Origin of the sequence: Streptomyces canarius (genome assembly GCF_014650735.1) — a bacterium.
GTDB lineage: Bacteria > Actinomycetota > Actinomycetes > Streptomycetales > Streptomycetaceae > Streptomyces > Streptomyces olivaceoviridis.
Genome location: NZ_BMVN01000014.1, coordinates 74331 through 96174 on the forward strand (window position 1 = coordinate 74331; position 21844 = coordinate 96174).

19 protein-coding genes are annotated in these 21844 nt (G+C 70.2%); 3 read left to right on the top strand and 16 right to left on the bottom strand.

All coding sequences use genetic code 11. The features are described 5' to 3' along the window. Window positions 1-5 precede the first annotated feature (5 nt). The 15 genes from IE294_RS21125 to IE294_RS21195 form a co-directional block, all read right to left on the bottom strand. Window positions 6-1523 (bottom strand): AMP-binding protein, encoded by a 1518-nt coding sequence (locus IE294_RS21125; protein WP_189888410.1) that lies wholly within the window; start codon window positions 1521-1523, stop codon window positions 6-8. Window positions 1524-1525: 2 nt separating this feature from the next. Continuing rightward, a complete protein-coding gene (locus IE294_RS21130; RefSeq protein WP_189888412.1) occupies window positions 1526-2875 on the bottom strand; it encodes a methylaspartate mutase in 1350 nt (449 codons plus the stop codon). Next, complete coding sequence (locus IE294_RS21135; RefSeq protein ID WP_189888414.1) at window positions 2838-3341, bottom strand: cobalamin B12-binding domain-containing protein; 504 nt, start codon at window positions 3339-3341, stop codon at window positions 2838-2840. The genes IE294_RS21130 and IE294_RS21135 overlap by 38 nt, the downstream gene beginning before the upstream one ends. A gap of 209 nt (window positions 3342-3550) precedes the next feature. Then, entirely contained in the window at window positions 3551-4495 is a 945-nt protein-coding gene (locus IE294_RS21140; protein WP_189888416.1) for an NAD-dependent epimerase/dehydratase family protein, read from the bottom strand. Window positions 4496-4769: 274 nt separating this feature from the next. Then, window positions 4770-5672, bottom strand: coding sequence for a sugar phosphate isomerase/epimerase family protein (locus IE294_RS21145; RefSeq protein ID WP_189888418.1), 903 nt, complete (start codon window positions 5670-5672; stop codon window positions 4770-4772). Continuing rightward, window positions 5669-7264, bottom strand: a complete 1596-nt coding sequence (locus tag IE294_RS21150) for a condensation domain-containing protein (RefSeq protein ID WP_189888420.1) — start codon at window positions 7262-7264, stop codon at window positions 5669-5671. Before IE294_RS21150 ends, IE294_RS21145 begins: the two co-directional genes overlap by 4 nt. A gap of 78 nt (window positions 7265-7342) precedes the next feature. Next, a complete protein-coding gene (locus IE294_RS21155; protein ID WP_189888422.1) occupies window positions 7343-8104 on the bottom strand; it encodes an ABC transporter permease in 762 nt (253 codons plus the stop codon). 2 nt (window positions 8105-8106) lie between these two features. Continuing rightward, the gene (locus IE294_RS21160) at window positions 8107-8883 is read right to left on the bottom strand and encodes an ABC transporter permease (protein WP_189888424.1); all 777 of its coding nucleotides are present in this window, start codon (window positions 8881-8883) and stop codon (window positions 8107-8109) included. Then, complete coding sequence (locus tag IE294_RS21165; RefSeq protein ID WP_229917260.1) at window positions 8880-9851, bottom strand: ABC transporter ATP-binding protein; 972 nt, start codon at window positions 9849-9851, stop codon at window positions 8880-8882. The genes IE294_RS21160 and IE294_RS21165 overlap by 4 nt, the downstream gene beginning before the upstream one ends. After that, window positions 9848-11134, bottom strand: coding sequence for an ATP-grasp domain-containing protein (locus tag IE294_RS21170; protein ID WP_189888425.1), 1287 nt, complete (start codon window positions 11132-11134; stop codon window positions 9848-9850). The genes IE294_RS21165 and IE294_RS21170 overlap by 4 nt, the downstream gene beginning before the upstream one ends. Then, window positions 11124-11366 carry an acyl carrier protein gene (locus IE294_RS21175; RefSeq protein WP_189817467.1) on the bottom strand — a complete coding sequence of 81 codons (243 nt, stop codon included), beginning with the start codon at window positions 11364-11366 and terminating at the stop codon, window positions 11124-11126. The genes IE294_RS21170 and IE294_RS21175 overlap by 11 nt, the downstream gene beginning before the upstream one ends. 76 nt (window positions 11367-11442) lie before the next feature. After that, window positions 11443-12165, bottom strand: a complete 723-nt coding sequence (locus tag IE294_RS21180) for a hypothetical protein (protein WP_189888427.1) — start codon at window positions 12163-12165, stop codon at window positions 11443-11445. Continuing rightward, window positions 12155-13210 carry a GNAT family N-acetyltransferase gene (locus IE294_RS21185; protein WP_189888429.1) on the bottom strand — a complete coding sequence of 352 codons (1056 nt, stop codon included), beginning with the start codon at window positions 13208-13210 and terminating at the stop codon, window positions 12155-12157. The genes IE294_RS21180 and IE294_RS21185 overlap by 11 nt, the downstream gene beginning before the upstream one ends. After that, window positions 13207-14259 carry a glycosyltransferase family 9 protein gene (locus IE294_RS21190; protein ID WP_189888431.1) on the bottom strand — a complete coding sequence of 351 codons (1053 nt, stop codon included), beginning with the start codon at window positions 14257-14259 and terminating at the stop codon, window positions 13207-13209. The genes IE294_RS21185 and IE294_RS21190 overlap by 4 nt, the downstream gene beginning before the upstream one ends. Beyond that, the gene (locus IE294_RS21195) at window positions 14256-15740 is read right to left on the bottom strand and encodes an FAD-binding protein (protein WP_189888433.1); all 1485 of its coding nucleotides are present in this window, start codon (window positions 15738-15740) and stop codon (window positions 14256-14258) included. Before IE294_RS21195 ends, IE294_RS21190 begins: the two co-directional genes overlap by 4 nt. Before the next feature lie 447 nt (window positions 15741-16187). Here IE294_RS21195 and IE294_RS21200 point away from each other — a divergent pair, with 447 nt between their 5' ends. Both IE294_RS21200 and IE294_RS21205 read left to right on the top strand, forming a co-directional pair. After that, the gene (locus tag IE294_RS21200) at window positions 16188-18377 is read left to right on the top strand and encodes a PfkB family carbohydrate kinase (protein ID WP_189888435.1); all 2190 of its coding nucleotides are present in this window, start codon (window positions 16188-16190) and stop codon (window positions 18375-18377) included. Window positions 18378-18585: 208 nt separating this feature from the next. Continuing rightward, window positions 18586-19698, top strand: a complete 1113-nt coding sequence (locus tag IE294_RS21205) for a helix-turn-helix transcriptional regulator (protein ID WP_189888437.1) — start codon at window positions 18586-18588, stop codon at window positions 19696-19698. A 157-nt stretch (window positions 19699-19855) separates the two neighbouring features. On the opposite strand, the gene IE294_RS21210 is transcribed toward IE294_RS21205, so the two are convergent. Next, the gene (locus IE294_RS21210) at window positions 19856-20845 is read right to left on the bottom strand and encodes a methyltransferase (protein ID WP_189888439.1); all 990 of its coding nucleotides are present in this window, start codon (window positions 20843-20845) and stop codon (window positions 19856-19858) included. A 244-nt stretch (window positions 20846-21089) separates the two neighbouring features. Here IE294_RS21210 and IE294_RS21215 point away from each other — a divergent pair, with 244 nt between their 5' ends. Then, entirely contained in the window at window positions 21090-21695 is a 606-nt protein-coding gene (locus IE294_RS21215; protein WP_189888441.1) for a class I SAM-dependent methyltransferase, read from the top strand. Window positions 21696-21844: the final 149 nt, after the last annotated feature.

Below are 21844 nucleotides of genomic sequence, written 5' to 3' on the forward strand. Positions count from 1 at the left end.
CGTACTCAGTGGGTTGCCGTTCGCTCTTCTTGCCGGCCGCTCCCGGTGAGCCGGCCAAGCAGTTCCCGTCGGTCGATCTTGCCGTTCGGATTGAGCGGGATGCGTTCGACCAGCCGGAACTCGTCGGGCGACTGGGGCCCCAGCTGGCGCCGGAGGTGCTGGCGCAGCTCCGCCAGCGGCAGCTCACCGTCGGTTTCCAGGGCGAGGACCACGGTTCCGCCAGCGTCCGGGGCCAACTGGAAACAGCAGGCCAGGCGGACCGAGGGCTGGGCGATCGCGGCCTGTTCGATCGCCGCCAGATCGACGAAGACTCCTCGCCGTTTGACCTGTGAGTCCATCCGGCCCTTGATGACGAGGTTTCCGCGCTCGTCGAGCTCACCGATGTCCTGGCTGGTGAAGGTGGTCAGGCCGGCGGTGCGGCGCAGTGCGGCGTGGTCGGCCTCCGTGGCCGTGCCGTCGAGATAGCCCAGGGAGCCGTACGGTGTCTCGATGGCCACTTGGAACGACGCGCCACCGCCGGGCTCGTCCGCGCTGCGCAGTGGCAGCTGCCGCAACCGGGTCTGGGGCAGCGGTCGTCCGGCCGGTTGCGGACCGGGCGTCGGATTCGGGGGCACGGCGTACCAGAACTTCGCCAGGGTCGTCTCCGAGGGACCGTAAAGGTTGATCACCCTCGCATGCGGTGCCACTGCCCGCCACACCTCGACGTGGTGGGAGTGCAGGGGTTCGCCGGCGAACAGCGTCCACCGAAGCCGGTCCGCCCGCCGGTGCCGGGCCGCTGCCGCCCACCGGGCCGCGAGACTGGGCACCACGTGCACCACGTCGACGTCATGGTCGGCCAGCCACGGCACCACGGCGGCCGGGTCCACCCGTGTCACCGCCGGGGCGACGACCAGCTCACCGCCACCGCACAGTGCCAGTCCCAGTTCGCGGAAGATGACCTCGAACGTCGGTGGACTGATCATCGCCACCCGCTGGCCCGGTTCCAGGCCCAGCAGTTGACGCTCCCACTCCAGGAAGTGCAGTACGCCTGCTTCCTGGGAGACGATGCCTTTGGGCGGTCCCTGGGTGCCGGAGGTGAAGCCGACGTAGCCTGCGGCCTCCGGCAGGGTCCGCGGGTCGAACTCGGTGGGCAGGTACTCGGGCGTGTCCTGAACGCGCATCGTGAGCGCCGGCCGGGCGGCGCGCAGCACCTGGTCGCGCCGTTCCGCCGGCTGGTGGGGGTCCATCATCAGCGGAACCAGACCGGCGGCCCGGGCGGCCAGGTAGGCGGGAGCCAGGTAGGCGGGGTCGACCACGCCCAGTGCGACCACGGTGCCCGGCCGGCCGCCGTGGCGGCGGAGATCGTCGCTCCAGACCATCAACCGGTCGTCGAGTTCACCGTAGGTCATCGAGGTGTTCGCACCGGAGACCGCGCGGGCCTCCCGCCGCTCCGCCGCGACCTCGCGGACCCGCCGCACGAGAGCGGATGCGACGCTCGGGCGCAAAGGGGCGTTCCGGTGGCGTTCCGAAGCTGTCTGGCTCATGGTCATCCTTCTCGGCAGGAGGCGGTGGAGTACGGGCTCGCTGCGACGGAACGGTCCGCGACGTAGGAGAGCGCGGCCAGGAGCTGGGTCGAGGACATCGGCGAGTCGTGGTCTGGCTGGGGACGGACCGGCATGGCACCGGCCCGCGACCAGGCGAGCCTTCCCCGCGCGTCGATGAACGACCGGGAGTTCCCGGCGTTGTCCGGGTGCAGGCAGTACGGCACGTCGAGCAGTCCTCCTCGCATCGCCTCGACGAGCGCGTGGCCGACGTCGTCCGACAGCTCAAGGACCGCTTCGATCAGGGCACATGCTTCGTGCAGCACCTCGTTGTCGCTGCCGTCGCCGCCGCCCTCGCCGCCGCCGTCGCTGTGGTCGCCGCCGCCCATCGGCCCCGGCCCGTCGGCGAACCGGCCCGCCTCGTCGAACCAGTCGGCCGCGGCGCGCAGCGCCTGGGTGTTGTCCGCGATGGTGGGGATACGGTGTGCCTCGGCGGCCGTCTTCACGATGAGCCGCTCGACACCGCCCTGCGCCGCCAGTCGGACGGACTGTTCGGCCAGCCGCATCGCCCCTGACCGCGTGGCCGGGAACAGTCCCATGTAGGTGTAGAGCACGACGTGCCAGTCCACGTCGGACAGGTGTCTCCTGGCGAGTGTCCGCAATGCCGCCAGCGCCTGGAGATCCTGTTGGTGGTTGGTCTGTTGCGCGTAGCTCAACGACACGCTGCGCAGTCCGTGCTGGCGGAAGAACAGGGCTTCCAGCACGCTGACGGCGACCAGCAGGGACGGCGGGCACAACTGGCCCAGCAGGCAGCCGCCGAACGTTTCCAGGTGTGGCTCGGCACCGGGCCGGCGCAGTGCGGCGAGCTCCTCGCAGCAACGGCGCCAGTTGTCGACGGCACGCCGTACGGGAAGCCGGCCGTACGGAAGGCAGTAGGACAGTGGGCCGCCCTCCGTCGCGTAGAGCTCGACTCGTGACATCGCTCGGACGATGTCGAGCGGGTCGGGACTGCCGTGTCTGACCTGGATCTGGAAATCCGCGCCGGCCAGTCCCAGCGTGACGCCCAGGGTCACCTCGGGATGGAGACTGACGATCGGATATCCGTTCAGCCGCTCGCCGTTCGCCAGTGCGGCCTCGATCGACCGGTAGTCACCGACCCTGGTGTAACTGTCCAGGGTGATCGTCCCAGCCGTCGCGGCAGGCAGTCGGGCGACTGCCGTCAGCCCCTCTCGCATGAGGGCGGGATCGCCGAAACCCATCCGGGGCTGGACGACCAGTCGCCCCTGGGCATGGGCACGCCTGACGAACTCACCGAAGTCACATCCGAACGGTGACATATCGTTCGGTGTGCTCATCGGGAATCCTTCCTGTTGCCGTGCTGACGGCCCTGTGAACGCCGGCGGCGAAGGCCAGGAACGGAGAGAGGTCGGCGGCGTCTTCGAAGACCGCGGCGAAGCCGGCGGAGAGGAGGAGCCGTTCCCGCTCGACCGCACCGGCCGTCCCGTCGGTTCCGAGCTTCCCGCCGATGACCACCGGGGTCCCGGCGAGGGCGGCATCGGCGCGAATCCGCTGGATGAGGCGCGTTCCGTCACTGGCACCGTGGCCGTTCACCGAGCTGATCACGATCAGGTCCGGTCGGTGGCGCCGGCCGTTCTCGATCAGCAACTCGTCCGGGACACAGGGACCGAGGTTGTGGACGTCGTAGCCGGCCTCGGCGAGCACCAGTTCCAGGTAGACGAGGTTCCACGTGTGGGAGTCGGAGGACACCGAACTGAGCAGTGCGGTGGGATTCCGTCGCGGGTAGCTGTTGTCAGTGGTCATTTTGACGTCTGCCCATCGGGTAGTCGCACAGGGTGAGCGGGCTCGTCGGCCGGCTCGGGGAAATCCGCCGGACTCGTCGGGGAGCCGACAGAGCCGGGCCGGATGCGTCGGTGCCGCGCCGCGCTCGGCGCACACCTCGCGCGGTTCCATGGCACCGCAGTCGTCACCGGTACCGCTGCGACGTCAACTCGGCGGTGTCCGCGGCACGGTCACGGCTTGCCGCCCCGGAACTCGTCGAACAGCTCCCTGGCGTCCCGGCGTATCCGGTCCTGGTCGAGGTGCTCCAGTGTGGGCAGTACCGACCGCAGTTTCGTCAGGTCGGCCCCGGTCCAGTACTGGTACCGGTCGGACAGCGGATTGGCCACCAGCTGGACAGCGAGCGGTGCCTGGACGAACGAGGCGGACCATTCCAGCAGGGTCGCGAAGCTGACCGGTGCGCCGGATCCGAGGTTGTACACCCCGGAGGGGACCGGGGTGTCGATCAACGCGAGGCAGGTACGCGCCACCACCTCGACCGGAACGTAGTCGCGACTGGCGGTAAGGGAGTCGGCGAACAGCCTGACGGGCACGTCGGCGGCGGCCTGGCGCAGCAGTTGGGAGAGGATGGAGGCCATCTCGCCCTTCTGCTCCTCGCCGCTGCCGAAGACGTTCGTGTACCGCAGCCCGACCCAGTTCAGGTGCTCCGACGCCCGCGCCATCTCCTGGTCGAGCCGGAGCTTGGACTCGGCGTAGGGGTTGAGCGGACCGGAACACCGGTCGGCGCCGGCGTCCTCGGCGATCAGTGTCCCTCGGGGGAAGGTGCCGTAGACGCTGTGCGAGGAGGCGTAGACGAACCGCGTGCCGGATGACGCGCAGGCCGCGGCCAGCGCGACGGGAGCGTCGACGTTGACGCGTTGCAGCAGGTCCCGGTCCTGTTCGACGGTGCTGCTGATGCCGGCCTGGTTGACGACCGCGGCGAACCGGCCGGAGCGGATCTCCTCCAGCACTCGCCGATCAGCCAGGTCGGTGCGCAGCACCCGGGCGCACAGCGCCACCTCTTCCGGCGCCGGTCTGATGTCCAGCGCGGTCACCCGCCATCCCGCATGGGCAAAGGCGATCGCGCAGTGCCGGCCGATAAATCCTGACGTTCCAGTGATCAGAATCTCGTCAGGCATCCGCAACGCCTCCATTCAATTCCGCACGGTTTGGCGGGCCAACCATAACACGATATCCACGCGGGAAAATGGCCTCAGATTGGCGCTTATATGCAATCCCCGGCTTGGTTCCGAAAGGTATGGTCTCCCCGCCGGCTCTCTGTTCTCCGTAGCTGATTTCGGCGCGTGCGAGCACCCGTTGACCTGCGGTGACGGCACTTCTCCCCCGTCCCGTCGCGCAGCAGCAAAGGGAATTGTTCAGGACTTCTCGGTTTTCCATCCGGAAGGCGCCGAGTCAGCCGGCGGAATTCTGCTGACGCAGGTGCGAGATCTGGATGCGGAGCCAGTCCGCAGCCTGGGCGAAGGCGGCCGTGCGGTGCTCCCGCCGGGCATGCGGTTCAAGGGTCAGCGGACCGGAGTAGCCGTTGGCGGCCAGGCCGGCGAGCAGGCCGGGCCAGTTGACCGCCCCGGTGCCCAGCGCGGTGGTCTCGTAGGCCCGGTCGTAGTCGTGGTAGCGGACCCACGGTCCGTCCGGCTCGGGCCGGGTGGTGTCGGCGTACCGGATGTCCTTGACGTGCAGGTACTCCACGTCCTCGGCCAGAACGTCGAACGCGTACGGAAAGGGCTCGACGCCCGCGCAGTAGAAGTTCGCCGCGTCGAAGTTGAGCCGCAGTCGCGGGCTGCCGATCCGGCGCACCGCGGCGCGCAGGGCGTTCGGGCGCCGGGTGAGGTCGCCCCGGTAGCGGTCGCGCCCGAACGCGTCGAACTCGTTCTCCAGCACCAGGGTCACCCCGAGGGATTCCGCCCGCCGCAGCACGGGTTCCAGGTTGCGGGCGAGGACCTCCGCTGTGCGCCGGTCGTCACGGTAACCCGGTGCGCCGAAGTACGTGTTGACGTAAGGCGCGCCGATCCGGTCGGCCAGCTCCAGCGCGTCGATCAGCCGTGCCCGGTTGCCCGGGACGTCCTCGGTCTCCGCGTTCTCCACACCGACCGAGACCGCGACGACCCGTCCGGACCAGGCCGCCAGGCGGGCCACCGCGTCGCCACCGCTTTCGGTCCGGAGGTTTTCCGGGCTCCAGAGCTCGATCGCCGTCACCCCGACCTCGTCGGCGGTGCGCAACAGCGTGTCGAGCGGTTCGTCCCGGAACTCGGTCCCGCTGATCGCGATCTGCGGATCGAACGTCATGGCGTCGGTCACAGCTGAACCCCCACTTTGCCCACTTCCCCCGCCACCGCTTCCTCTATGTCCGGCGGCGGACCGAACGCGGCACTCCGGGCGAGCACGCGCGCCAGTTCATCGGTCTGCTCCTCGGTCAGGAAGTTCGGCCATGTGGTGAGTTCGAACACGAGGCGGTCCCCGCGGTCGAGGATGCGCAGGTCGAGTGGGGCGCTGGACTCCTTGGCCATGGGGATCGACCGCAACCGCGCCTTGCCGGAGGGGAAGTCCAACTCCATCTGGTACAGGTTCACGCTGAAGTAGATCCACGGCGTCCAACCGGCGTCGAACCACGCGCTGCGACCGCCCAGCACCAGCGAGGGCGGGGTCATCTGCCAGCCCAGTCCGCTGAGCAAGCGCTCCTGGAAGCTCGCAGCCGCCTGCTCGGGCGTCTCGCGCTCCGCGACGTCCACGGACAGCCACAGTTCACGCACCGGTGAAGCGACCAGCTCCGAGGTGCCGAGCAGGTCCCGGTTGAGCGACTGCACGATGAGCGGCACCTGGCTGACGCCCATGACCGTTCGAACCGCGTGCAGAAGGTGGCCGGCGAACAGCGCGAACGGGGTCACTCCCTCGGCCGCCGCTCGCTCCAGCAGCCGCCGGCGGGACTCCGCGCCGACCTCGAAGCCGCGGTGGGCCCACCGGTCCGGCGCGGCGCCCAGCCCTGCGGCCGTTTCCGTCGCCGGCCAATGCGGTGCGAGCATCTCGGACCAGAACTCGGCGGCGCTCTTCCCCGCATCGGCCAGAACCTGACGTTCTATCGAGCACCATTGGGAGAGGGTCAGGCCGGCGGGGTCCGCCAGGGGCAGGCCCGCACAGAGTCGGCCGATCTCCAACAGGAGCATGCGCAACGACAACAGGTCGCTCAAGCTGTGGTCGATGACCATGCAGAGCAGGTCGACATCCGCGTTTCGGATCAGGGTGACCGCCGCGAGTGGGGCCTTGGTGCGGTCGAAGAGTCGCTCCCTGAGGCGCAGCACCATGCGGTCGAGCTCTCGGTCATCGGCGTCAGGGGCGTCCACCACCTCCAGCGGAATGGAGGCCGCCGGGTCGAGCCGAGCGAGGATCACGTCCCCGCTCCGGTGCAGCGACACGCGCAGCGCCTCGTGCCGCTGGACCAGCGTGTCCAGGGCTGAGCGCAGTACGTCGGCGTCCATCGTCCCGGCCGGCAACTCCACGGCGGCCCATGTCGGGACGGGCGTCCGCTCCCAGTCCGGGCCCATGCGGCGGGCCAGGTGGTTGGTCATCATCGGCGCCAGGAAGTACTCGCCCAGCTCCGCGGGACGAGGCGGCGGGGGTGCCTCGACACGCTTCAGATCGTCCAGGAAGACGACCAGATCGCCTATGTTCGAGTGTTCGAACACGGCGGCCAGCGGGATGTCGAAGCCCAGTCGCTCTTGGAGCCGGGCCACCATCGAGGCGACCGCCATGGAGTCGAGGCCGATGGCGAAGAAGTCGGTCCGGTCGTCGATCTGTGCCGGGTCGACCTGGTGCGTCGACTCGGTCAACGCCGCGCGAACCGCGGCTCTGATCGTCTCGTGGGTCACGGAACTGTCGGTTGGTCGGAGGTCCATCGCAGTCAGGTTCCCTTCCGCAGTTGTCGTTCTCGGTGCACCGGCCGGCGTCGACGGCCGGGTGGCGCGTTCCGCGCGTCAGACCGCGAAGTCGTTGCCGGTACGCCGCGCCCGCATCGCCTGCACCCTGAAGGCCACCGCGGCCAGGACGGCCCAGCCCACCCCGACCACCGCCTCGCGGACGACATCCGGGAAGTACGGGGTGCCGGCGGCGAGCGCGCGAACGGCGGCGACGCCGTGCGTCATCGGCAGCACCGCGCCGATGGTGTCCAGGACCGGCAGCTGCACCACGGCGGTGACAAAACTGCCGGCCGCCAGCATCAGCCAGCTCAGCGCGTTGCCGAGCAGCACGTTGGTATCCAGTCGGGCGGACAGCGAGGCCACGGCCAGGCCTGCCGCGGCGCTGGACAGAATCATCAGCAGGAAGATCGGGAAGGCCCGCAGAAGCCACACCGTCGACGCGCCCAGACCCGTCAACGGGCCGACGATCACCACGCACAGCAAGTAGACCACTACCGCGTCCACGACCCACGGGACACTCCGGGCGGCGTTCAGGCACGTGATCGACACGTTGGCCATCCGTACCCGGGAGGACGTGCCCCACCGCTGGTCGAGCGTGGACACGTCGGACAGCCCGATGATCGTGGACACAGTGATGCTCAACGCCACCGCTCCCGGAAACGCGTACGCCGCGCCGTTCCCCCTCACCTGGCCGATGAGCACCCAGAACAGGCACTGGAGCACGGCACGCGGCCACGTCGTGACGAGGGAGAGCCGCCAGGGATAGGCCACGAGGTGCTCGGCGTAGGAGAGTCGGGCCACCGTCACGTAATTCACCACAGCTACTCCAGATCCAGTGTGCCGTTGACCCGGGCCCGCCGGGAGACGTAGCCGAAGACCCGGTACCCCGCGAGGGCGTAACCGGCGCTGAGCAGGAGCGTCAGGCCGAAGTAACGCAGGTCCGGATCCCCTTGGGCGCAGGAGACGAAGAACTCCATGGCCCAGCGGAAACTGATCAGCCAGGAGAAGAGGCGGACCGGCCGTGGAAACAGGCTGAGCGGGATCAACAGACCACTGAGGAGGAACACCGGGTACATCAACGCGCCGGAGATCTGCGAACCGTGCCGGCTCACCAGGAAGACGCAGGACAGCAGCACGCCCACCGCGGTGCCGGAGAGCAGGACGACAACCAGGCCGGCGACCACCCATACCGGCGGGCCGAGGTCGACCGGCTGGCGCAGGACGGCGAGTGTCGCGCCGACCGTGGCCAACACCGAGGCCGCCGACAGCAGGCTCGACCCGAGCGACTTGCCGATCAGTACGACCAGCGCGGACCGGAGCCCGAAGAGCCCCGGCGCCAGTACGCCCTCGACCCGCTCCAGTTGCAGGATGATGGCACCCCTCCAGACCGTGTTGGTCCACAGCGCCATCAGCACGATGCCCGACACCACCCGCGCGGCCGACACCGGATCGGTGGTCGAGTTCAGGTTCACCAGCAGCAGCACCGCCGGTTGCACGACGCCGAAGACCACGGTGAACTTCCACGCCGTCGCGTAGATCAGGATCTGGTGGCGAGCCGTACTCGCGAGCGCCGCCACTGTTCCTGTGCCGCGCGTCACGCGGATCGTCCGATCACCGGGGCTTCGGCGGCGGTCCCGCCGGCCAGACGGGCGAACGCCTCCTCCAGCCGCATGTCCTCGACGCGCACTTCGCGCACCGTGAGACCGCCGAACAACCGGCCGATCTCGGTGAACACATCCGCGTCCCACTCCCGCAGACGCAGGGCGGCCTCCCAGTTGTCCACCTCGTGGCGCACCCTGATGTCGACGAGTGGGGACGCGGACAGGTCGGGCAGCGGTCCCTCCCCGCGGACCAGGATGGTGGCGACGTGATCGGCCAGCGAGATGAACTCGCCGAGTTCGCTCTCGTGCTGGACCGTCCCCTCCCGCAACAGCACGACCCGCTGGGCGAGACGTTCGACGTCGAGCAGGTAGTGGCTGGTGAGCAGGACCGCGACCCCCTCGTCGCGCAGTGCCAGCACGGTGTCGCGCAGGCTCTGCGCCTCGTACGGGTCGAGGCCGACGGTCGGTTCGTCGAGCATCAGCACCGAGGGACGGCCCAGCAGGCCGATCGCCAGGTGCAGCCGCTGGCGCATGCCTTTGGAGTAGGTCTCGACACGCCGGTCGGCGACCTCCGTCAGGTGCACCTGCTCCAGCACCTCCGCGATGCGCGTGGTCAGCCCGCGTCCGCCCAGTTCGCGCAGCGTCCCGAAGTAGCGCAGATTGTCCCGCGCGTTCAGCCTTCCGTACAGGCCACGGTCTCCGCCGAAGGACACCCCCAGTGCTCCGCGGGCCTGGCGGGCCTGGGAAACGACGTCGAACCCCTGGATCCGGGCCGTTCCCCGGTCGGGCGTCAGCACCGTGGACAGGATCCGCAGGAGGGTGGTCTTGCCCGCGCCGTTGCCGCCCAGCAAGGCCACGATCTCGCCCGGCGCCACGGTGAAGGTCACGTCGCGCAGGACCGTGACCTCGGTGCCGCCACGGCCGAACGAGCGGCCGATTGCGGCGACTTCGATCGCCGGCCTCACGAGCTGCCCTCCTCGTCCGGGCGCACGCGAAGGTCACGCTGGATCCGGCGGAACTCGGCGTGGTCGGCTTCCACCTGGTCCAGGTCGCGGTGTGCCAGCAGCGCCCAGCCCTGGTTCATCGTGGACATCAGCCCAGTGGATCGCTCGACGCGATCTCCGTCACGAAGGGGCAGGTGGACGTGCCGGCAGCTGGGGAGGGACTGCACCCGGTCGAGGACGGCCGTGTTGCTCACGACGCCCGACTCGCGGAAGACCAGGTAGACCCCGCGCACCCGACGCTGGAGGGTGTAGTCCGTCCGGTCGGACGCACCGCCCCGGAGGCTGTGCACGTAACGCGAGAGCGCGCTGCCGCCGGTGGCCAGCTCGGTGGCGCCCGCCAGGCCGGCGCCCGACAACCGCGCGCCCGTCTCCATCAGTACCGGCCCGTCGTCGGTGAGCAGCACCTCGGTGTGGCAGGGGCCGAAACGCACGCCCAGCGCGTCCAGGACGCGGCGGACGTAGGCGATCAGCGCGGGATTCTCGGGTGAGTCCGCGGGCAGGAAATCGGTGCTCTCGTAGACCGCGAAGCTGTTGCCGACCGAGACCTTGTTGTACCGGCACACGTTGGTGACATCGTGACGACCGTTCTGGGTGAAGGTGTCCACCACGTACTCGGTGCCGTACATGCGCCGCTGTATCAGGACGGTCTGGTTGACCGCACCGAGCAGGTTCCGCGCGCCCAGCAGGTTCCGGACCGCCGCCGTGAGATCGCCGCCCTTGGGCACGAGAGTGAGCCCGTCCGACAGCGAACTGCGGGCCGGCTTGACCACCAGTTCGCCGGTCTCGACCGAGAGTCCGGCCGCCTCGGCCGCCTCGGCACAGCCGCGCCAGTCGTCGACCGCGACCGTGGGGATGGTCGGGATCCCGGCTGCTTTCAGGGTCCGCATCATGACGGCCTTGTCCCGGCGGGCCACGGAGCGCTCCGGGTCGTTGGCGAAGTCGGGGGTGAGCCGAGCGGCGAGCGCGTCGGCGAATTCGACTCCGCACTCCGCCCCGGGCAGCACGGCGACCGGGTGCATCCGGCCGATACGGTCGAGCACCTCGGCCAGGCCGAGGTCGGCCTCGGTCGTCCCGGCGTGGTCGGCCGCCGTGAAGGTGCGCGTGTACGCCGGGTCCGGACGTGGCGTGGTGAGCACCGCGTGGGTCGCGAACCCGGCTCGGCGCAGGGTGCGGCCGAGCGCGACTCCGGAGGAGTACGGGTCGACCAGGACGACGGTCCTGTCCTTCGTGTGGTCAGACGGCACGGGCTGCCTCGCGGATCCCGGCATGCAGCATGTTGACGGTGGGTGTGGTGAACACGTCGCTCATGTCGACCTGCACGCCCCAGCGTTCCTCCACCTCGACCACGAGTCGCGCCGCGGTGATGGAGTCACCTCCGGCCTCGAAGAAGTCCGTGTCCCCGGACAACTCGGGCACGCCGAAGATTTCCGCACACAGCGCGGTGAACTCGGCCAGGGTCGGCCCGTTGACCACCATGATGGATCTCCTGTCTCACTGTCTGTCTGTTCCCCGCCGTCGGCACGACCGAGGTCGGCCTCCGGTCTGTCGCGGCTCAGGACCTGAGGACACCGGCCAGTGCGTCACTGGTCAGCGACGCCGTGAAGAACTCCGCCCGGTCGACGTCGATCGTCAGGTGCTTGGCTGCACAGTCGGGTTCGCACGGATGGTCGCGGGCCACCATGTGCAGTTCCTCCGGGCCGGCCGGCAGCTTGCCCGGATCGCACGCGGCGGTGAGGTGGGCGAACCAGTCGGCCTGCATTCCGGCCAGCCGGCCGGCCACCGTGCCGAAGTTGTGCGGTGGGCCGGCGTACGACTCGGCCATCGCCACTTCCAGGTCCGGCAGCCACCGGCGGATGACGTCGCGCACCGTGTCGGCATCGGCGTCGTAGCGCGCGGCCGTCTCCGCCGGGAGCGCGATCTTGGCCAGGGCGCCCCGCAGCCGGTCGGCGACACCGCGCGCCACGGTGTGCTCCGGGTTCAGCGCCACCAGCAAGGGCGGCCGGCGGTAGCGCGCGGCCAGGTGCCGGGCGATGGCGGTCGCACCGCAGTAGGACACGATCGTGCCGACGTCCTCGTCCGCGAGCCGGTCGAACAGTTGCCCGGCGTACTCCTCGATCGCCGTCGCCCGCGGCCGGAACTCGTCGAGCAGGTACCGGGTCGAGAAGCCCAGGCTCTCCAGTCGCATCGCGCGGACGCGCCCGGACGTCCCGCTGCCCGGGAACTCCAGCACGACAGTGGTACGGACGGACTCGGCCCCGGCACGATCAGTGCTCATTCTTCTTCTCCTCAGCCGAGGCGAGGTCATCGGGCAGCAGGTCCAGAAGCAGTGCGTCATGCCGTCCGGCCGGGCCGGGCAGGTAGGAACGCAGCCGTCCGACCGTGCGGAAGCCGACCTTCTCGTAGCACCGCAGGGCGCGGTCGTTGTCGGCGTCGGACAGGAGCGCCACCCGGGCATGGCCGGCCGCGAAGACGGCGGACGCGAAGACGGTCAGCGCCGTCGTGCCGAGACCGCGGTCGCGGTCCTCCGGCGTGGCGATCACGATCTTCGGCCGCACCGTGTCGGAATCGTCGTCGACCTCGTACTCGATGAAACCGACCGTCCGCTCGTCGTCGATGATTTGCAGACAGCGTTCGTGCTGGAAGCGGGCCAGGTCCTCGGGTCGGGCGGACTGGTCCCACCACCGGCGTACCTCGGGATCCCCGAACGCCTGCCGGAACAGCGCCAGGTCCTCGGGAACCGTCCGGCGCAGGCGGACCGGGCCCTGTGCGGCCGTGCCGTCGTCGAACAGTGCCGCTCCGGGCCGCACCAGCGCCGGCGCGCACGCCTCGATCAGCTCCTCCAGGGTGTCGAGGATCGCGGCGGCCTCCTCCACCTTGGGGTCCGGGAAGTACCGGCACGTGGGTACGTCGAGCGCGCGCTCGTCCAGGAACGGCTGCCTGCCCAGCACGATCAGCGGACGGCCGGTGTCCAGCGCCAGCGCGATCTCGCCCAGCGTCCCGTACCGGCCCTCGAAGGCGATGACGCCGTCCCCGGCCCAGTTCAGGATGTTGCTGCGGGCCAGGTCCATCGAGGTGGGCAGCGCCCAGGTCGTGGCGGGGGTCGCGTCGTCCAGCCGGTTCCACTTGAGCAGACCGAGCGTCTGTCCGCCCTCCGCCACACAGGCGAGCTGCGCGACCTCGGCGATACCGCCTTCCCCGCCGGTGACCATGCCGTACCCGCGCCGCCCGATCTCAGCGCCCACAGCCTCGGCGAGCGCCAGTGAGGTGGTGCCGGCGTTGCCGGACCGTCCGCCCAGGACCGCGATCGCACGATTCCTCATGACGCTGCCGCCTCTCCCCTGCCGTAGTGACCGGGCGCGCTCACGTCGGCCGGATCGAGACGGTCGAGCGCTGCGCGCACGTCAGCCGCCGTGACCCCGTCCCGGCACACGTCGAAACACCCCTGGTAGTAGTTGGCGCACGTACCGTTCACGCGCATGAACTCGCACTCGCGCGCGGGCTGGCTCTGTACCGCCCGGAACCGGCCCGGGACCGCCACCGGTGACCAGATCCGCGAGTCGGTGACGAGGTAGAGCCCGACTGTGGGGCAGCCGAGCGCCGCGGCCAGATGCAGCGCCAGCGAGTCGTTCGTCACCAGACGGGACAGGCCGCCGATCCAGTCCCGCAACTCCGTCGTCGTCTCGGGCAGGCACAGCGTGACCCGGTCCGGATGACGGGCGGCCAGTTCCCGGGCGATCGCCCGCTCCGACTCGTGCGGCCCCGAGCACACCTCCACCGGGCCGATGTCATCGATCAGCTCGGACCACCGGGACGCCGGCCAGCGCTTGGACTCGATGCTGGCGCCCACGCAGATGCCGGTCAGCCCGGGTCGCGGCCTCCAGGAGGAGCCGAGCCAGGCCGCGGTGACGCCGTCGGTCGCCACCCCGTGCCGACGGAGGTGGAGCTCGCTCTGCGTGCCGAACGGCTGGAGTTTCTCCTCGGCGCTCAGCTCGTGCAGGTCCCAGCACTCGATACCGAGACCGGCGGCCGACTCCCGGAAGGCGAGGTAGTCACCGTCGTACCGCACTTCCTCGTACCGGAGATTGATGATCAGCGTGACGTCGTGCTCCTGGCAGAACTCGACGATGGCCGGCTGGTCGGCGGGGCGGAACCGCCGCCAGAGGGTGGGCAGGGTGGCGATCGGGCCGCGCAGGCCGAGCGGTTCGCGCACCCAGTCCGCCTCCAGCAGCGCGTTCGGGGGCGACCAGTACCGCAGACCGGGCAGCGTCCGTTCCACCGCGGCCAGCAGCGGAGCGAGGATGATGCCGTTGCCCAGCCCGCCGTTGAGGAACAGCAGCGCGTTGCGGTGGGCGGTCGGGCGGGCGTTCATCGGCTCACCTCGGTGAACTCTCCGGCCAGCCGGGCGGCGAGCGCGAGGATGGTCAGCGCGGGATTGGCCGCGCCGGTGCGCGGGAACGTCGCCGGGCCGCACACGTACAGACCGGGCACGGCGCGCACCTGGGCCTTCTCGTCCACGAGCGTGCCCCCCAGGGGCAGCGTGCCGGCCTCGTGCTGTTCGGAGCCGAGCGGGAAGCTGTACGTCACCGGCCGGCCCGGCGTGTCCATGGCATCCCCTGCGGCGACCCAGTCGGCGAGGTCGGTTGCGCCGAACGGTTCGAAATCGAGCGGACGCCCGGTCAGGCCCGCCTGTTCGTCGAGCAGTTGGTACATCCGCCGCAGCTCCTGCCGCTGGGCTGCGATCACCTCCCGGTCGGCGTCGCCGAGACGGCCGGCCACGCTTGTCCGCCAGGGCAGCTCCGGTCCGGGCTCGCACCACACCTGGCCGCCCGGATCGCGCGCCTGCTCGCCCATGAGGTAGCAGTCCACGACCACGAGGCCGTGTCCGTTCCGGTGAGCGCTCAGCATGAGGTTGGAGCGCGACTTCGGGGGAGCCGCGGCGCGGAAGAGTCCACCGGCGTCGGCGAGTTCACGGATCGCGTCCGGCACGGCGGCCGGGTCGAAAGCCGTCACGAAACCCTGCGCCAGTTTGTCGACCAGGCCCGGCAGCACGGCCGGCTGGGCATCGGCCGGCGTCACCGCCTGGAGCACCAGCCGGCTGTTCTCGATCGTGCCGGCGGCGAGCACGACCCTCCGTGCCTCGATCACCGTCCGCCGGCCGTCGTTCTCGGCCACGACCCCGGACACGGCTCCGTCCGGCCCGCTGGTCACGGCGACCACCTGGTGGTCACAGAGCACGGACACGGTACCGGGCTGCTGCTCGCCGGGCCGCAGCTCCAAGGGGGACCACGCCCGCCAGCGTGGGGAGTTCCCGGCGGCGAGCACCGCCCGCGGCACCTCGGTGAACCGGCGGTCGCCGAGCTGGAACTCGCGCTCGGACGTGAGGGGGCCGCCCATCCACCTCTCCAGGTCGGCGACGACCCTGTCGTAGAGCGACGGACCGCCCTGCCAGGCATCGGTCAGCTCGGCGATGACCTCGGGCGGCCAGGAGGCCGGCTCCAGCGCCCATGGCTCGACCGGCAGCGTGACGCCACCCCAGTAGAGGGCCCGGCCGCCGAGCCGGCGGCGTAGGCCCGAAATTCCGTCGAAACCCGTTCCGGCGGCATGGTACGGCTGGCTGAAAAAGGGGTCCGACTCCGGTTCCAGCCAGAGTTGGTTGGCCTTTTTCTGGTCATGCTCCCAACGAAGGTGGTCAGGTCCGGCATCAGGACCCGCCTCGATCACCAGAACGGCTACCGGATAGGTGGCGGCTATCCGGTGCGCCAGATAAAGGCCGGCGAGCCCGCCGCCGACGACAAGGATGTCGACCGATGCCGGATGATCGCCTCTCGCAATGATGTAAGGAGTACTCATCAAACCCCTATAAATCGAGGCTAGCACCGCGGCCGATTGCCTCGTATGTCACTTCACAGTGCTGCCCGATGGGCACTTGACCAGGAACCATACACGGAGAGGAGACGTATTCATTGAACTTGAGGGCCAGGTTCCGCATCGCCCTCACCCCGAATGTGCAAAACTTCTCAATTCGGACTTTGGCGCCTTTCCACACTCCTGCTGTAACACCGGCGCCAGACTCAGGTGAATTGGCTCGCAAATGCTATTGCCGGTGGCCAGGCCGCCTTCCTTGCTCTACGTTCGGAAAACGCCTGCTCGGGCGACGAACAGCAACCCGACCATGATCCTCGCGCCCGTGACGACAGCGTCGATCATGGTCGATCCGCGAAAGACCATGATGCGAGCGGTGCAGTGCACGGCTTCCGGACCAATCTGCTGATGTTGTGTGTCACCGAGGGAGAAACCATGGCCGCCAAACCGGCTTCTACGGACGATGGTCATCGCCATCTCAACGGCCTGACGCAGGCGCTGGCTGGTCTCGATGTCGAACGGATCACGCTCTGGGGCAGTGAACTCGCCGACCGGCTCAGCGCCGGACGGACACTGCTCGTCGCGGGCAACGGCGGTTCGGCGGCCGAGGCCCAGCACCTCACCGCCGAACTCGTCGGGCGGTACAAGCGCGAACGGCGGGGGGTCGCGGCGATCGCCCTGCACGCCGACTCGTCGACCGTGACGGCGGTGGCCAACGACTACGGCTACGAGCAGGTGTTCGCGCGCCAGGTGGAGGCGCACGCGCGGCCCGGCGATGTCCTCCTGCTGCTGTCCACGTCGGGCCGCAGCGCGAACCTGTTGCGCGCCGCCGAAGCGGCCCGTGCCGCCGGAGTGACCACGTGGGCCCTCACCGGCCCCGGTCCCAGTCCACTGACCGAACTCGCCGATGACGCGGTGACGATCGACGCGGCCACCACCGCCAACGTCCAGGAGTGCCACCTCGTGGTGGCGCATCTGCTCGCGGCGGCGGTCGAGGAACGCCTGGTCGAACAGCAGGCGGCGGACACGCCGGCGGTGCCCGCCGTTCCGGAACCGCCCGCGCTGCCGGCCCCCGTGGACGGTCCGACGGCGGCATTGCCGGCCCGGCGGACCGGCACCGCGAAGCGTCTGCGGGTCGTGGTGGTGGGCGACACCCTGCTCGACCGGGACAGCACCGGCTCGGTCAGCCGGCTCTCCCCGGAGGCCCCGGTCCCGGTCCTCGCCGACCTCGATGTCGCCGAGCGGCCGGGCGGCGCCGGTCTCGCCGCGGCCCTCTCCGCGACCGGCGGCGTCGACGTGACGCTGGTGACCGCGTTGTCGCAGGACGTGTCAGGCGCCGTGCTCCGCTCGCTGTTCGACGACGCCGGCGTCCGGGTCGTCGACCTCGGCCTCAGCGGACCCACACCGGTCAAGTCCCGCATCCGCACGCACGACCGGACCCTGCTGATGCTCGACGAGGCCGGCCCGGCCGGCGAGATCCTCTCGGACAACCTGGAGGACGTCGCCGACGCGCTCGCCACGGCCGACGGCATCCTCGTGTCGGACTACGGTCGAGGGGTGGCCGCGCTGCCCGCGGTTCGCCGGCTGCTGGCCGAATCGACCGGCCGGGTACCGACCGTGTGGGACCCGCATCCGCTGGGCGCGAAGGCCGTGCCCGGCGTCCGGCTGGTCACCCCCAACAGCCGTGAGGCGGCAGGGCTCACCGGTCGGCAGAGCGTTTCCGGCCGGGACGATCTGACCCTCGACATCGCGGCGGCGCGGGACCTGCTCGACCAGTGGCGGGTCGAGCAGGTGGTGGTGACGCGGGGCATGCGGGGCGCGGTCCTGATGCAGCGCGGTGCGCACACACCGCTCGTGGTCAACAGCCGGCGCGTCATAGGTCACGACGCCTGCGGCGCCGGAGACCGGTTCGCGGCGACCACCACCATTCAGCTGGCCGGTGGCGCCACACCGGCAGCGGCGGTGGCGGCGGCGACCGAGGCGGCCACCGCCTACGTCGAGAACGGGGGCCCCCGGTACGTCAGCGATCGTCCGGAGCGGAACCGCTCGGGAGCGGAGGACGACGCGCTCCTCCTGGCCCGCCAGGTGCGGGCCGCCGGCGGTACGGTGGTGGCGGTCGGCGGCTGCTTCGATCTTCTGCATCGCGGCCACGCCGCGATGCTCGAAGAGGCGCGCCAGCTGGGCGACTGCCTGATCGCCTGCATCAACGACGACGAATCGGTGGCCCGGCTCAAAGGCCCCGACCGGCCCGTGCTGTCCGCGGCCGACCGGGCCGCGATGCTGCGCTCGCTGCGCTCGGTCGACGCGGTGCTGGTCTTCGGCGAGGACACCCCCGAAGCCGCACTCCAGTCACTGCGGCCGGACATCTTCGTCAAGGGGGGCGACTACCACGCGACGGAGTTGCCCGAGTCCGAGACGGTCCGCGCCTGGGGCGGGCACGTGGTCACCGTGCCCTTCGTGGACGGCCACTCCACCACCTCGCTGCTGGACAAGCTGATCCCGGAACTTCCCGACTCGCAGACCCCCCGGCCCTGGAAGTCCTTGATCTCGATCCAGTGGCCGTCGGGATCGAGCGGGAACGCCACGGCCTCCCCGCCGGTGCGGCGTGGCTCCTCGGCGATCTGACACCCGAGGACCCGGGCATGCGCCACCGTTCCGGGCACACGAGCTCGACCCCCGGCGCACACCGGCGCCGGCTGGACGATCAACCGGTACAGAGCACCGTCTCCCTTCGTCCCACAACGCCCGGCCGTCCGCTCGACGATGTCGTCACTCGACGACACCGGGAGGTTCACGAGTGACAGGCTCGTGCGACGCAGGGAGAAGCCACCGCATGGAAAGAGAATTCGTGTACGACGGAAATGGTCGGGAAAGGGCGACCGACTCCCTGCGCACCAGTCGGTCGCCGCAAGCCGACACGACGATGTTGCTGCCACCGCGGCTTGAGGAACACGCCTACCAGGTGTACGACTGGGTCCTGGAGAACGGGGAGGTCGACTACGCGGCCATGGCCCCCGCCCTCGGCCTCGGCCCCGGCGAGCTGCGGAACGCCGTGGAGACGCTGGTGGACTGGCGGCTGCTGCGCGAACTGCCCGACCGCAGCGCGATCGTCGCCGCCCGGCCCGATGCGGCACTCGCCGAGGCGATGCTGCCTTTGGAGAACGCCATCACCCGGTACCGGCTGGAGGTCAGCCGGACGCGTGACGAGTTCGACAGGCTGATGTCCATCTACCTCGTCGCGGGCGACCACAGCGCCACCGAACCGCTCACCTGCGCCGACGACCTCCACGACGCGCTGAGCGGCCTCGCCGGGTCGTGTACGCGCGAGGTGCTGGTCGCCAACCCCGGCAAGGATCCCGTGCCCAGAGCACTCCGGCAGGCGTTGTGGGGCGAGATGAGGCCGCGTGCCGAGGTGTGCGACGGGGTACGGGTCCGGGTGATGTACCAGCATTCGTCACGGCGCGATGCCACCACCCGAGCTCATACCTCGGCGGCCCGCCGGGCAGCCGCCGAGGTGCGCACCGTCGGCGAACTGCACGACCGGATCGTCGTGTTCGACCGGCAGGTCGCGGTGCTCATCGGTGACGGTGTGCAGGGCAGCGTCGTCATCCGGGAGGCGTCCGTGGTCGACTTCCTGGCGCGGGTGTTCGACCGGTCCTGGGAGCAGGGCCTGGACTTCGCGGGCGAGGCGGGGAGACAGCACGAGGTCCGCGAGCTGGCCGACAGCGTGCAACAGGACATCGTCAGACTGCTGGTCCAGGGCATGCGGGACGAGGAGATCGCCCGGCGGTTGGACATCTCGGTGCGCACCTGCCGCAGGCACATCGCGAAGGTCATGGAACGACTGCGGTCGGAAAGTCGTTTCCAGGCCGGCTACTTGCTGCGCAAGCGGGGCTGGGAATTTCTGATCAACAGCTCCGACGACCGTGCCGGAGACGTCGGGTGACAGGTATCCACCGCAGGACACGCTCGGCTCAGGAGATACGGGTGGTGCGGCCGTCGGCGCCCACCCAGCCGAGAGGTGGGCAGGCCGACGGTGACGTACTTCGGGGCGGCTGTCGCCTCGCCGGCCGTGGTGACGGCCAAGCGGGGAGGGTCGCCGATCAGCCGCCGGCCTCCAGGACCACATGGCTCTTACCGGGGTGGCGCAGCGCGGTCAGGCCCACGTCGGCCAGGTGCCGCGCATACCGCTCCTCAAGGCTGGAGTGGACGACGGCGAGCAGCCGCCGGCCCGCGGCGGCGCGGCGTGCCAGCCCGCGCATGAGAGCGGTGGTCCTGGCCACGTCGATGTGCGTGGGCACATTGCACACCGTCAGCGGAGTGTCCTCGATCTCCGTCGGGTCCGTGCTGCACACCACCTCCAGCGGCACGCCGTTGGCCTCGGCGTTACGGCCGGCCAACCACAGTGCCACGCTGTCCACATCGGTGGCCACGGCCCGATCGGCCACCCCGGCGCGCACCAGACCGAGGGCGAGCGGACCGTAGCCGACACCGACGTCGGCGATGGTGGACACGTGGGGCTGCCGCAGTGCCACGTCGAGCAGATGAGCCGTGCCCTCGTCGATGTGGCCCGGCGAGAAGACGCCGTAGTCGGCGGCGAACGTCAGTGCGTGGCCGTCCATCAGCGCGGTGAAGGTCCGCGGCTGGGGCGGCGTGACCTCAGCGGGCGGACGGCCCGCGATCCGGTACAGCTTGCCCGCGCGGGAGCGGCTGACGTCCCGCCAGCCGAGGTCCGTGAGCAACGCGGGTAAAGAACCGGCACCCTGCTGCTTCGTCAGGAACCAGGCCGCCGTGCCGTCGTCGGTGACCAGATGCCGCGCCACCAGCCAACTCAGCGCGGTGACGAGCGCCTTGCCCCGGTAGGTGGGCAGGTGAACGTCGACGAGCGGCGCGCGGGGAAGATCGTCACGGACCATGGCCTCGTGAAGCCCGAGCACGACGGCACCACCGCGGCGCGCCCCCTCCGACAGACCGTCGGCGGTCAGGGCCACGACACCGTCGCCGGCCGAGACGGCGGCGTCTGACGGATCGCCAACCGCCCATCGTGACAGGGACGTCAGGGACTGCGCGGTGCGTTGCTGTTGCGTTCGCATGACCAACGTATTCTAGCCTCGATCCTTCGTCTTGCGTGTGGCCGGCCGAGCCGAGCAGGCGGATCGAAGCAGGTGATCCTCGTGCCGTCGGCATCGGTGATCTTCAACTGGGCGCCGGGACGCGGTCGTTCTTCCGGCAGCCGGGTGGCCGTGAGTGATCGGCGGCGCCGTCCGCCCAGCCGGATTCCCGTGGGGACTTGGTCCGATCACCCGGCTCAACTTCTCTGCGTGCCATGATCGACGCATGTCTCACTACTTCACAACTCCCGACGACAAGGGCATCGGCAAAACGTCGTCCGTGCCGCTGCGTCTGCCGTACGGGCCCGTGGAGGAGGTGCAACTCCTCACCGCGCCCGGCGTCTTCTCGGCCTCGCGCGTCGACCCCGGCACGTCCGTCCTGCTCCGCGCCCTGCCCCAGCCGCCTGCGCGGGGGACGTCCCTCGACATCGGGTGCGGCTACGGCCCGCTCACCGTCGCCGTCGCCGGAGCCTCACCCGAGTCGACGCATTGGGCCGTCGACGTCAACGACCACGCGCTGGAGCTCTGCCGCCGGAACGCCGAGCGGCTCGGCCTGCGCGGGGTACGCTGCGCCCGCCCGGAACACGTCCCCGACGACGTGCGCTTCGACTTCATCGTCTCCAATCCGGCCATCCGTATCGGCAAACCGCAGCTCCACGCCATGTTGCGGCACTGGCTGGATCGGCTGGTACCGGGCGGCAAGGCGTACCTCGTGGTGCACAAGCACCTGGGCGCCGACTCACTCCAGCGCTGGCTCGGCGAGCAGGGGTGGCCCACCGAGCGGTACGCCTCGCAGAAGGGCTTCCGCATCCTGTGCTGCACCACCGCGTAGGACGGCTGACCGATGACGACGCAGGCTCTACCGGCCGACGGCGCCGGAGCGGGGCGAGTTCCCGCTGACGAGGCCGGTGGCTGAACGCGACTCCGGACGGCTGACCGGCGTGCCGCCGCGCGCCGACCTCGCGTGCGCCCGCTTTTACC

Coding starts and splice junctions, on each gene's coding strand:
- IE294_RS21125 (WP_189888410.1), bottom strand. CDS start 1,523: ATGAGCCAGACAGCTTCGGAACGCCACCGGAACGCCCCTTTGCGCCCG.
- IE294_RS21180 (WP_189888427.1), bottom strand. CDS start 12,165: ATGAGCACTGATCGTGCCGGGGCCGAGTCCGTCCGTACCACTGTCGTG.
- IE294_RS21205 (WP_189888437.1), top strand. CDS start 18,586: ATGGAAAGAGAATTCGTGTACGACGGAAATGGTCGGGAAAGGGCGACC.
- IE294_RS21200 (WP_189888435.1), top strand. CDS start 16,188: ATGGCCGCCAAACCGGCTTCTACGGACGATGGTCATCGCCATCTCAAC.
- IE294_RS21210 (WP_189888439.1), bottom strand. CDS start 20,845: ATGCGAACGCAACAGCAACGCACCGCGCAGTCCCTGACGTCCCTGTCA.
- IE294_RS21135 (WP_189888414.1), bottom strand. CDS start 3,341: ATGACCACTGACAACAGCTACCCGCGACGGAATCCCACCGCACTGCTC.
- IE294_RS21140 (WP_189888416.1), bottom strand. CDS start 4,495: ATGCCTGACGAGATTCTGATCACTGGAACGTCAGGATTTATCGGCCGG.
- IE294_RS21185 (WP_189888429.1), bottom strand. CDS start 13,210: ATGAGGAATCGTGCGATCGCGGTCCTGGGCGGACGGTCCGGCAACGCC.
- IE294_RS21175 (WP_189817467.1), bottom strand. CDS start 11,366: ATGGTGGTCAACGGGCCGACCCTGGCCGAGTTCACCGCGCTGTGTGCG.
- IE294_RS21130 (WP_189888412.1), bottom strand. CDS start 2,875: ATGAGCACACCGAACGATATGTCACCGTTCGGATGTGACTTCGGTGAG.
- IE294_RS21215 (WP_189888441.1), top strand. CDS start 21,090: ATGTCTCACTACTTCACAACTCCCGACGACAAGGGCATCGGCAAAACG.
- IE294_RS21150 (WP_189888420.1), bottom strand. CDS start 7,264: ATGGACCTCCGACCAACCGACAGTTCCGTGACCCACGAGACGATCAGA.
- IE294_RS21190 (WP_189888431.1), bottom strand. CDS start 14,259: ATGAACGCCCGCCCGACCGCCCACCGCAACGCGCTGCTGTTCCTCAAC.
- IE294_RS21195 (WP_189888433.1), bottom strand. CDS start 15,740: ATGAGTACTCCTTACATCATTGCGAGAGGCGATCATCCGGCATCGGTC.